General features: G+C 67.2%; 10 protein-coding genes and 1 pseudogene. 2 read left to right on the plus strand and 9 right to left on the minus strand.

Annotated elements, in window-relative coordinates:
- The 3 genes from ABYB95_RS10180 to ABYB95_RS10190 all read right to left on the minus strand — a co-directional run.
- The coding region (locus ABYB95_RS10180) for a di-heme oxidoredictase family protein (RefSeq protein ID WP_372658379.1) at nt 1–452 on the minus strand (452 nt) is incomplete at its 3' end.
- A gap of 7 nt (nt 453–459) precedes the next feature.
- Entirely contained in the window at nt 460–1,656 is a 1,197-nt protein-coding gene (locus tag ABYB95_RS10185) for an imelysin family protein (protein WP_372658380.1), read from the minus strand.
- Nucleotides 1,657–1,802: 146 nt separating this feature from the next.
- A complete protein-coding gene (locus tag ABYB95_RS10190) occupies nt 1,803–2,765 on the minus strand; it encodes a 1-phosphofructokinase family hexose kinase (RefSeq protein ID WP_372658381.1) in 963 nt (320 codons plus the stop codon).
- Between the two features lie 402 nt (nt 2,766–3,167).
- Between ABYB95_RS10190 and ABYB95_RS10195 the strand changes: the two genes are divergently transcribed.
- The gene (locus ABYB95_RS10195) at nt 3,168–4,091 is read left to right on the plus strand and encodes a mechanosensitive ion channel family protein (protein WP_372658383.1); all 924 of its coding nucleotides are present in this window, start codon (nt 3,168–3,170) and stop codon (nt 4,089–4,091) included.
- Nucleotides 4,092–4,098: 7 nt separating this feature from the next.
- Here the strand turns inward: ABYB95_RS10195 and ABYB95_RS10200 are convergent, their stop codons facing one another.
- From ABYB95_RS10200 to ABYB95_RS10215, 4 genes are read right to left on the minus strand one after another with little or no spacing between them, the layout of a single operon-like run.
- Nucleotides 4,099–5,790 carry a TrkA family potassium uptake protein gene (locus tag ABYB95_RS10200; RefSeq protein ID WP_372658384.1) on the minus strand — a complete coding sequence of 564 codons (1,692 nt, stop codon included), beginning with the start codon at nt 5,788–5,790 and terminating at the stop codon, nt 4,099–4,101.
- Nucleotides 5,787–6,167 carry a DUF6394 family protein gene (locus ABYB95_RS10205; RefSeq protein WP_372658386.1) on the minus strand — a complete coding sequence of 127 codons (381 nt, stop codon included), beginning with the start codon at nt 6,165–6,167 and terminating at the stop codon, nt 5,787–5,789. The genes ABYB95_RS10200 and ABYB95_RS10205 overlap by 4 nt, the downstream gene beginning before the upstream one ends.
- Before the next feature lie 34 nt (nt 6,168–6,201).
- Nucleotides 6,202–7,599, minus strand: coding sequence for an aminopeptidase P N-terminal domain-containing protein (locus tag ABYB95_RS10210; protein WP_372658387.1), 1,398 nt, complete (start codon nt 7,597–7,599; stop codon nt 6,202–6,204).
- A gap of 47 nt (nt 7,600–7,646) precedes the next feature.
- The gene (locus ABYB95_RS10215; protein ID WP_372658388.1) at nt 7,647–8,585 is read right to left on the minus strand and encodes a hypothetical protein; all 939 of its coding nucleotides are present in this window, start codon (nt 8,583–8,585) and stop codon (nt 7,647–7,649) included.
- A 289-nt stretch (nt 8,586–8,874) separates the two neighbouring features.
- Here ABYB95_RS10215 and ABYB95_RS10220 point away from each other — a divergent pair, with 289 nt between their 5' ends.
- Nucleotides 8,875–9,117 (plus strand): hypothetical protein, encoded by a 243-nt coding sequence (locus ABYB95_RS10220; RefSeq protein WP_372658391.1) that lies wholly within the window; start codon nt 8,875–8,877, stop codon nt 9,115–9,117.
- Between the two features lie 96 nt (nt 9,118–9,213).
- Here the strand turns inward: ABYB95_RS10220 and ABYB95_RS10225 are convergent, their stop codons facing one another.
- Complete coding sequence (locus ABYB95_RS10225; RefSeq protein ID WP_372658392.1) at nt 9,214–9,915, minus strand: nucleotidyltransferase family protein; 702 nt, start codon at nt 9,913–9,915, stop codon at nt 9,214–9,216.
- Nucleotides 9,916–10,082: 167 nt separating this feature from the next.
- Nucleotides 10,083–10,400 (minus strand): annotated as a pseudogene (locus tag ABYB95_RS10230) (hypothetical protein); the annotation flags it as partial.

The following is a 10,400-nucleotide window of genomic DNA, read 5'->3' on the forward strand; positions in this document are numbered from 1 at the left end:
CGGGGCTCGGGCACCACGCCCGCACCGGCGGCGGGCGTGCCCGCCACCGACAGGCGGATCAGCAGCGCCACGCTGGCTTCGGGCTCGGGGCCCAGGGTTTTGCTCCAGTCGGGTGGTGCACCCCGGCCATCCAGCAGGTGGCAACCGGCGCAGGCGCGGGCAATGAAATGCGGGCCCAGGCCGTCGCGTGCGGTGGTCGATGCCGGGGCTTCGACCCAGTTGCGTTTGAAAAAGGAATTGCCGATCACGAAGCGGGTGCGCTCCGCGTCGCCCAGGTTGGCCAGCGGAAACGAAAACGCGTTCTTGCCGTTGGCGTACACCGTGGTGGCGCCGCCGGTTTTTTCACCCAAAGGGTCCTGGGGCTCGGCGGCGGCCAGCCATGCTGCACCGCCGCCACCGATCAGCAGAACCGCCAGCGCAACCGGCCAGCCCGCACGCAAGGTTTTGGGCATGGGCATTTCAGGGCTGGGACAGGGTCAATTTGGTGATGCCCACGGCGCTGGCGGCTTGCACCAGCAGCTTGGACTGGTCCACCAGGCTGTCGATGGTCTTCTGGATGGCTTGGCGGCCCGGTGCGTCCTTGGCGCCGACCACGGCGCGGTCAAACGGGGCTGGAATCGCCTGGGCTGCGGCGACCGAAGCGGCGATCTGCGCGCTGGTCTTGTCGGCCACGGCCGCGTCGCGCGCGGCCACCAGGTCGCGCAGCGACGGGCCTTGCAGTGCGCTGCCATCGCGCCGCTGGTATTGGCCCAGCCACACGTTCTGGATGCCGGTGGCGTTGTTCACCACGTCGCGGTGGGTGTTGTCGGAGAAGCAGGAGTGCTCGTCTTCCTGGTCTTGCGAGTTGAGCGCCACTTCCATGCGCTCGCCCGCGAGTTCACCGCGCGACAACGAACCCAGGCCGACGATGATTTTTCGCACCGATTCCTGGCCGCCTTTTTCAAATTTTGCACGGTAGTTTTTGGCGCCGGGCGCCCAGGCTTTGGCCACGCTGCCCAGATCGTCCAGCAGCAGCTCGGTGACCACGCTGAGGTATTGCCGGCGCCGCGCCGCCTGGGGCGATTTGCCATCGACGAAATCTTCAAAAGAACGGTCGCCTGGGCCGGTTTCGCTCAAATCCTGGCCCCAGAGCAGGAACTCGATGGCGTGCCAGCCGGTGCTGATGTTTTCTTCGCCGCCGCGCTCGTTGGCTTGTGCCAGGCGCTTTTTGGTGATGGCGAACTTGGGGTTGTTGACCATGCCGGCCCCGGGTTTGCCCGCCACGTAGTCGACATAGGCTTCGTCCATCGGCCAGGCGTTGATGCGGCCTTCGGGGCCATCGTCGTTGTCGATCGGGCCACCGTAGAAGCGGAAGGCCTCGGTCTGGCCGTAGAACTCGCGCGCGGCCAACCAGGTCTTGCGGGCGCTGGCCAGGTGTTCGGCCGAGGGCGAGGCCACCAGGCGGGCGATGGCGGCTTGCATGTCTTGCGCGGCGGCCAGGGTGTCGGCGTAGTTGGCCTGCACCAGGGTGGCGTAGTGCGTGACCACGCCGCGCGCGTTCACGGCCTGGGATGCGGCGGCAGCGGTGGGCGCTGCGGTGGTGCTGGCGGCGGAGGCGACGCTGTGGGACAAACCCATGCTGGCGATGAGAACGAGGGCGGGCAGTACGGGTTTCATGGCGCTCCAATGCAGAAAAAAGGCGGACATGCCCAGGATGGACATAACGCAAATGAGAATGATTATAAATAAGATCATTGCGCCGTCTATTGTGCGTCTTCATGCGCCACCCATGGCGGTGCTTGGGCGGGGCGCCGCAGGCTTGTTCAGTGCGGGATGGCCACGACCCGAACCTGCTGCTGCAGGCGTTGCACGTCGCCAGCCAGGCACAGGCCGGTGCCCGGTGTGATCAGGGCCGCCGAGCCCGCCGCCATGGCCCAGGCAAAGGCCTTCTCCAGGCTTTCCTGCCGCGCCAGCGACCAGACCAGCGCTGCGACAAAACTGTCGCCCGCACCGACCGAGCTGGACACCTCGATCGGCAGCGGCGCGGCGCTCCAGCTGCGCGCGCGGGTGAACAGTTCGGCGCCGCGCTCGCCCAGTGTCAGCGCCACCACCTCGGCCTGTCCCCGGTCAATCCAGGCGCGCGCCGCTTCGCGCCAGGCACCGGGCGTGTCCAGCGCGTGTCCACACAGCCCGGCCAGTTCGTGCAGATTGGGTTTGACCAGGTAAACCCCTTGCGCCAGCGCAGCGGCCAGCGGTTCGCCCGAGGTGTCCAGCACCAGGCGTGTGCCCACGGTCTGGCACCAGCGGGCAAGGCGGGCATAAAAATCGACCGGAACGCCCGGTGGCAGGCTACCGCTGGCCACCAGAACGCCGGGCCGTTGGGGCAACTGCGCGATGCGGTCCAGGCAGGCCTGCCATTCGCTTTCGTCCAGGTACGGGCCGGGCATGACGAAGCGGTACTCCGCGCCTGTGTCCAGCGCTTGCACGGTGAAACTCTCGCGCGTTTCCTGCGCGATCGGGATGCACACGGCCTGCAAGCCTTCTTGCGCCAGCCGGTGCGCCAGCCACTGGCCGCTGGGGCCTCCCGCCGGGAGCAGCGCGCTGCAAACACCGCCCAGGCGCTGGATCACGCGCGCCACGTTCAAGCCGCCGCCGCCGGGGTCGCGTTGCGCCGTGGCGCAGCGCAGCTTGTGGGTGGGCAGCACCTGTTCGGTGTGCGTGGCCACGTCCACCGAGGGGTTCATGGTGAGGCAGAGAATCGGCGGTGGAGAGGCCAGGGTGTTCATGGTCTTGGTCCTGCGTGGCGGTGCCCGACAGCAAAGGCGGCAAGGACAGCAAGCTTTGCCGCCCAGCATACCGGCACCGGGGCGCCACACAAGCCCGGCTCACCGCGCTGTGTCGAGCAGAGCGGCGGGATCGCTGGGGTGGGCATGCGCAAAGGTAGGGGTGGACAGTGGAAGGCCTTTTCCCGTTCTCGTCCGATCGGTGTGGCAGCGCGCGGCCTGGCGGTGCTGCGCGCGTCGGGTCGGGCCGGGTCGAAATCGGCCCCGGGCCGGGCCGCTCTGCCTATACTTTGAACAGCGGCGGCGTCGGCCATCCCGGTTGCTTCCCCATCGCGTTCCCCTGCGCATGCCGCATCAGCGGCGGGCGGGCCCACCGCGCCAGGTCTGTCCTGGCAGAAAGTACCCATGACGCCCAGCCCGAGCTCTTACCTCAGCGATGCCTGGGGTCTGCCGCTGTTTTCCCTGGGCAGCAGCCCGGTGACCGTGGGCGGCCTGGTCACGGCGCTGGCCTTTGTGGTTGGCCTGTGGTGGATCGCCAGCCTGGCGGAGCGCACGGTGCAAAAGGTGATCGAGCGCCGCGCGGGCGCCGAGCCCTGGAAATACGCCGGCATGCTGATGCTCAGCCGCTTGCTGCGCTACGCGGTCTGGGTGGTGGGCACGCTGGTGGGGCTGAACTACCTGGGCATCGACCTGAGCAGCATCGCCTTGCTGGGCAGCGCGTTGGCGGTGGGGCTGGGTTTTGGCCTGCAGCACGTGGTCAGCAATTTCGTCTCGGGCATCATCATCCTGCTGGAGCGCAGCCTGAAGGTTGGTGACTTCGTGGAGCTGGAGTCGGGCGTGCGTGGCCACGTGCGCGAGATCGCCATGCGCTACACCCGCGTCTCCAGCAACGACGCGCTCGATGTGGTGGTGCCGAACTCGGAATTCATCAACGGGCGGGTGGTCAACTGGACCCTGGACGACGCCTACCGCCGCATGCACATTCCCTTTGGCGTGGCCTATGGCACGCCCAAAGAGCGGGTGCGCGAGGCCGGCATAGCGGCGGCCAAGTCCGTGCCCGGCGTGGTGGAAAACGAGCACAAGCAAAGCACGGTCTGGCTGATCGGCTACGGCGACAACGCCATGGACTACGAACTGGTGATCTGGGCCGATCGCGCGCTCACCACACGTCCGGCGGCCACCCACGCGGCGCTGATGTGGGCACTGGACGACGAGTTGCACCGGCGCGGCATCGAAATCCCGTTTCCGCAGCGCGACCTGCACATCCGCTCGGGCACGCTGGATGTGCGCATGGCCGCGCCCGACCTCGGCGCGGCCACTGAACTCTGAACAGCCCCTAGAGCGTATCGGGTGCCGCCAGCAGCAGCGGTGGTGCCGGACTGGGCGGCAGCGCATAACCGACCAGGTTGTGGCGCATGGTCGAACGGGCCCGCGCAGTGCCGCAGCACAGCAGCCGGTCGCCGGGCTCCAGGGCGGTGTCCAGATCCGGGCGCAGCGTGCGCTCCTGGCCTCGTTGCAGCAGCAGGGGCAAGCCGCGCACCAGGTCGGTACTGCCATCGGGCCGGGTGAGCAGGCGGCGCAGCGTCACCGCCTCACCCCGGTCCAGCGCGGTGCACACGGTGCCGGCCTGGTCGGGCACGATGTCGACCGACCAGGACTCGACCACTTCGTCGCCAATGACCTCGCGCATCTCTTGCAGCAGGGCTTGCGCCCAGGCCTCGTCTTCGTCGCGCGCGCGGCGCAAGAAGGTTGCCAGTTGTGGCGCACGGATCACGCGCAGCACCTCGGCGGCCACCACATAACCGCTCAGCATCACCAGATCGGCGGGCGAGGCGCGGAACACCACGCTGTTGCGGCGCTGGGTCTGGCGCGCCACGATGAACAGCTTTTCGTTGATCGGCCGCGCGGCCAGTTCGATCGCCAGGTTGTCGATGTCCACCGCCGTGCCCGCCACCAACGCGGTGGCGCTCTCCACCCCGGCCTGGCGCAGCACGGCCGGATCGGTCGGGTCGCCCTGGATGTGCTGGGCGTCCACCTCTTCGTCGGTCAGGCTAGGGTCGATGATGGTGGTGGCGATCTCCAGCCGCTCCAGCTGGCGGCGCAGCGTGCGGGTGAACAGGCCCGAGCCGCACAAGACCCAGTGCCCGCGCGGCACCAGCGGCGGCTCGTTGACCGGCGTCACGTCTTGCGTGGTCAGGCTCTCGTAGATGATGTGCAGGCTGGGCGTGCGGATCGACATCGCCACCCGCTCGGCAAAGGTGTCGTAGGGGTTGATGATGTGGTCGGCCCCGGCCGAGGCCATGCGCGCGTGCACGCCGTGGTGGCGCGCCGCGCACAGCACCGGCACCTGGGGGTTGAGCAGGCGCGCGGTGAGCGCGATCTTCACGTTGATGTGGTCGTCGCCGGTGAGCGCCAGCACGCCCGCGCAGTGCGGATTTTTCAGCCCGGCCAGCACCAGGGTCTTGGGGTCGCTGGCGTCACCGGCCAGCGCGGGCACGTGGAACGTGAGGTCGTCCACCTCCACCGTGTCCACGCGCTCGGCCACCACGTCGATCACCACCAGGCGCGCGCCGTCTTCGGCCAGTTCGCGCGCGATGCGGCTGCCGGCGTCGTCATAGCCGCAAATCAGGTAAAACGGCGCGCGGATGCGGCGCACCGCGCGGTGCACCGCGTTCTCGTGCACGATGCGGCGAAACAAGGGGTCTTGCAGCACGCTGAACAGCGCGCCAATCGCGTACAGCCAAGCCACCACCGAACCATAAATGGCCGCCGTGGCCCACAGGCGCTGGGCGTCGGAGAAGGGAAACGGAATTTCGCCCAGGCCGATGGTGGTGCCCAGAAAGCTGACGAAATAAAACGCGTGCAGAAAACTCATGGTCCAGCGCTGGCCGCTGGGGTCCACGCCGGGGATCAGGGTGAAGCCCAGCACCGCGACGGCGTAGACGCCGATCAGCACCGCCAGCGGTACCCGCAAACGGCGCAGCAGGATGAAGATGCCGTGGCGGGTGCGCGTGGGTGTGGGGCTCATCGCCGCAGATTGGCCATTTCGATGATCAGCAGCACCACCGACACCACGTTGGCCACCATGGCCCCGATGGCCAGCGAGACGACGGTGGCGCCTTCGTGGACCGTCAACACGGTGGCGGCCTGGCCGTAAAAGCCCCAGCTGGCAGCGGCGGCGATCAGTTGCAGGTCGGCCACCAGGCTGGTGGCCAGCATGGTGGAGCCCAGGGGCGAACGGTCGCCGAACTTCATCACGGTGGCGATCAGGCTCACCACCAGGGCAGCGAACAGCTCGTACACGTTGTGGTGGTTGATGTCGTTGATGTCGCCGGCGATGAAACCGACGTTGAGCGTCAGCGCCAGCACGATGACAAAGGCAAACAGGACGCGTTCGGTGCTCATCGGGTAGGGTCTTTCAAGAAAAGGGATGGACGGCTCAGGCCCGCATCAAGGCTTCGATCTCGTCCACGGCCACCGGCACGCCGCGCGAAATCAGCTCGCAGCCGGTGTCGGTCACGATGGCATCGTCTTCGATGCGGATGCCGATGTTCCAGAACGCGGGCGGCACGCCGTCAGCGGGGCGCACGTACAGCCCGGGCTCGATGGTCAGCACCATGCCGGGACGCAAGATGCGGCTGGGCCGGTCTTGTATGGTCTCGCCCGAAAGCGGGTCCTTGCGCGTGCTGATCTGGCCGATCTGGGTCGGCTCCACATAACTGCCGCAGTCGTGCACGTCCATGCCCAGCCAGTGGCTGGTGCGGTGCATGTAGAACGGGAAATAGCTGCGGTTGGCGATCACGTCTTGCGCGCTGCCCACCTTGTTGGTGTCCAGCAGGCCCACGTCCAGCAGGCCCTGGGCCAGCACCGCCACCGTGGCCTCGTGCGGATCGTTGAAGCGCGCCCCGGCACGGGTGGCGGCCACCGCCGCTTCCTGGCTGGCCAACACCAGCTCGTACAGCGTGCGCTGCGGTCCGCTGAAGCGGCCGTTGGCGGGGAAGGTGCGCGTGATGTCGCTGGCGTAGCCGTCGAGTTCGCAGCCCGCGTCGATCAGCACCAGCTCGCCATCGCGGATCGGCGCGGCGTCGGCCCGGTAGTGCAGGATGCAGGCGTTGGCGCCTGCGGCCACGATGCTGCCGTAGGCCGGGTACTGCGATCCATGCTGGCGGAATTCGTGCAGCAGCTCGGCGTCCAGGTGGTATTCGCGCACGTCCTGCCCGGCGCGCAACATCGCGGCACTGCGCTGCATGGCACGGATGTGGGCCCGCGCGCTGATTTGCGCGGCGCGGCGCATGGTGTCTTGTTCGTGCCGGTCTTTCACCAGCCGCATTTCGTCCAGCGGTCCACACAGGTCGCGCTGGCTTTCCGGGCAGATCACGCCGTAGCGCACCCGCGCGCGCACGGCACCCAGCCAGCCGTTGAGCCGGCTCTCCAGCCCCGGGTGCGTGGCAAAGGGGTACCAGACCACGCTGCGGTTTTCCAGCAATTTGGGCAGGCGCTGGTCGAGCTCGTTCACCGGGTGGGCCGCTTGCAGGCCCAGTGCGTCCGGCGCGGCCTCGGGGCCAAGGCGCAAGCCGTCCCAGACCTCGCGCTCGGCGTCCTTGGGGTTGCAGAACAGCGTGCTTTCGCCGTCGCCTGCGACCACCAGCCAGGCCTGTGGTTCGGTGAAGCCGGTCAGATAATAAAAATAGCTGTCGTGGCGGAACAGAAAATCGCTGTCGCGGTTGCGCGGGTGTTCCAGCGCGGTCGGGATGATGGCGATGCCACCCGGCCCGAGCTGGCTGGCGAGCTGGGCACGGCGGGCTGCGTAGAGGGCGGAAGGTGCTTGTTGGTCCATGGCAGCCATTGTGCGGGAAGTGGCGCTTTCTTGCGGCGTGATCGTGCTCAGATGGCCAGCAGGCGGCGCTGTGTTTCGATCTTGACCGTGAGCAGGCGGCGCATGTGTGGGGCCAGGAACGCCTGGGTCAGGCCCGGGTGCTCGAAGTCGCGCAGCAGCGGCGGGCGCGGCGACTCGAAGTACAGATCGGCGTTGCCGAGGATTTCGCTGGTGGCCGCCTGTTCCAGATCGGTGCTGGATGCACAAGGCTGGATCAGGCAGGGCACATAGCGCAAGCCCATGGCACGCAAGGCCAGGGCGCGGTGGTGGCCGTTGTTCAGCACCAGGCGGCCGTTGTAGCGCACCACGTTGAGCAGGTTGGCGCTGAAGCCCACGCTCAGAGCGACCACCGCCTGGGCGTGGCCCATCACGGGCCCCATCTGCACGCGGGTGGGCGACACGACCTGTGCGTCCAGAAAGCGCATGTCGTGCGCGTCCGATGCAAAGGTGAATTCGCGCCCGTTCTGGCCCACCAGTTTGAAATCGGCCGCCGGTGCCTGCAGCGGCAGACACAACTCGGCCAGGCGTTTGGGCGAAGGCGGCGTGGGGTGTGCGGCGCAGATGCGCTCGACCACGGCCCGCGTCATCGAATATTGCGAAATCACCAGTTTGTCCAGCTCGATCAGGCCAAAGGCCACGGGCACGGTGTCGAAGGTGCGGTTCACGCCATCGAGTTCGCTCAGGCGCGCCACATGCCGGGCCATGGCTTTGGGCAGGGGCCGGATCGTGGGCGCGTCGGCGGCGCCCGCCTCGGTCACGGCCAGACGCGCGTATTCGGCCACGCCTTCGCGCCAGCGCGCCACGAGGGCCGAGCGGCTGGGTGTTGCGTCACCCAGCCCGAACGAGGCCACCAGATCCAGCAACTCGTCCAGATGGCGCGGCCCCATCAGGCACAGCTCTTCGGTGGTGTTTTCGGTGCGCGGGGTCGGGTGGCGTGGTGGCTTCATGGTGGTGATGGGCTTGCGGTGGCAGCGGGTGCTGGATTGTCGCGTGCCCCGGCGCGGGCGGTGGGCGCGGCGTTGATGCGACAGGCCAGGACGCTGCTCTGGCGTGTCATAGGTCACGGCACTGGCATGCGATTGCCGCCGCAGGTGTCCGGGGGCTTGCGTGAAACCAAGTGTTACATATAATCCATAGGTCTTTAATCGGTCTATTTCGCGAGAACTTTTGTTTTCATTGTGTTCGCAGGCCTCTGGCCTGTCATCGCGGAAAAAGCCACTTTATTTTGGAGTTCCCATGCGTGTTTTGACACTCGAAGAAATGTTGCAAGTTGGCGGCGGTACCAGCCGCTGTGGCTCCTTCAAGCTGAAGTTCAGCTGCTGGGGCAAAGGCTCGGGCAAGCGCTCGGGCAAGGGTTCCGGCAAGAGCTCGGGCAAATGTGGCGGCAAGGGCTCCGGCAAAGGGTCTGGCAAGAGCAGCGGAAAAGGTTCCGGCAAAGGCAGCAACCGTTGCCCGGTGGTGTTGCCGCCCGTGGATTGAATCCGTCAATGGAAACCGGCTGTCCAGCAGCCGCTTGCTAAAAGAAAAGGGGCCTCCAAGGCCCTTTTTTCATGGGCACGCGCAGGCGCAGCGCGCTCAGCCTGCGTTCAACGCGGCCAGCCGCTCGGGCGTGCCCACATCGGTCCAAGCGCCGGTATACAGCTCGGCGCTGACCCGCCCCTGCTGCATGGCCTGGCGCAAAAGAGGCGCCAGCGACGCGGCCTTGCCCTGCGGGTTGCCGGGGATGATCTCGGTCCAGGGCGGGGCGAAGAGCCCACGTCGGTACAGGCCTATGGTGCTGTAGGTGAATTGCTCAGCAGCCTGCGACAGTGCCAGGCCTTGTTCGCTCAAGCCAAAATCGCCGCCCGGGTTGTGGTCCGGGTTCGGCACCAGCCAGATGTGGGCCAGCATCGATCCCGCCACAAAGCGCTCGACGGCTTGCGGCGCGAACACAAAATCGGGCGCGAACACGTCGCCGGCCAGCACCCAGAAAACCTCGCCCAACCAGGGCAGCGCGCGCGACACGCCGCCCGCGGTTTCCAGCGCGTAGCCAAAATCCACGCCTTCGTGCGAGAAAGCCAACTCCACCCCGGGGCGGCTTTGCGCCCAGCGCGAACAGCTGGGTTCGATCTGTTCGCCCAGCCAGGCGGTGTTGATCACCAGCTTGTTGCAGCCGCCGCGCAGCAAAGCGTCCATCGGCCACTGCATCAACGGCTGGCCTCTCACCTCCAGCAGGGGCTTGGGCGTGGTATCGGTCAGAGGCCGCATGCGCATGCCCCGCCCGGCGGCGAGGATCATGGCGCTGATGGACGGGCTGGTGGTTGTGGACAAGTGGGCAGACGGTGGGCTGGGGAAAACAAATTATGGGTCAGGCTGGCCGCTGGGTGCCAGATACAGAGCGTAAAAAATGGGGCGTAAAAAAACCACCCCAGGTCTGGGGTGGTTGGAGGCGACGGACGCCGAAATCAGTTCAGGTTGATGGCGATGGCCCCGGCCGCGCAGGTGGCCGAATAGGTGTAGGTGAGGTTGGCCGCACCGCCCGACCCTTGGCCGCTCAGGGCGGACGACAAGGAAGAGTTGCCTGCGGTGCAAGAACCGGCGGCGATGCCGTTGATGCAATAGTTGAACGAAATCGGTACCGTGATGTTGCCGGTGGTCACGGTGCCCGAAGCCGCCACGCCACACGTGCCCGATCCGCCACCCGCGCCGGTGCCGCCGATGCTGAAGGCGCTGCCATCAAAACTGAAGGTGATGGCGCTGCCCGGAACGGCGGTGGCGTACGC

This window comes from Hydrogenophaga sp. (assembly GCF_041633695.1).
In the GTDB taxonomy this organism is placed as follows: domain Bacteria; phylum Pseudomonadota; class Gammaproteobacteria; order Burkholderiales; family Burkholderiaceae_C; genus Hydrogenophaga.

Coding starts and splice junctions, on each gene's coding strand:
- ABYB95_RS10200 (WP_372658384.1), bottom strand. CDS start 5,790: ATGAGCCCCACACCCACGCGCACCCGCCACGGCATCTTCATCCTGCTG.
- ABYB95_RS10225 (WP_372658392.1), bottom strand. CDS start 9,915: ATGATCCTCGCCGCCGGGCGGGGCATGCGCATGCGGCCTCTGACCGAT.
- ABYB95_RS10210 (WP_372658387.1), bottom strand. CDS start 7,599: ATGGACCAACAAGCACCTTCCGCCCTCTACGCAGCCCGCCGTGCCCAG.
- ABYB95_RS10190 (WP_372658381.1), bottom strand. CDS start 2,765: ATGAACACCCTGGCCTCTCCACCGCCGATTCTCTGCCTCACCATGAAC.
- ABYB95_RS10215 (WP_372658388.1), bottom strand. CDS start 8,585: ATGAAGCCACCACGCCACCCGACCCCGCGCACCGAAAACACCACCGAA.
- ABYB95_RS10185 (WP_372658380.1), bottom strand. CDS start 1,656: ATGAAACCCGTACTGCCCGCCCTCGTTCTCATCGCCAGCATGGGTTTG.
- ABYB95_RS10195 (WP_372658383.1), top strand. CDS start 3,168: ATGACGCCCAGCCCGAGCTCTTACCTCAGCGATGCCTGGGGTCTGCCG.
- ABYB95_RS10220 (WP_372658391.1), top strand. CDS start 8,875: ATGCGTGTTTTGACACTCGAAGAAATGTTGCAAGTTGGCGGCGGTACC.
- ABYB95_RS10205 (WP_372658386.1), bottom strand. CDS start 6,167: ATGAGCACCGAACGCGTCCTGTTTGCCTTTGTCATCGTGCTGGCGCTG.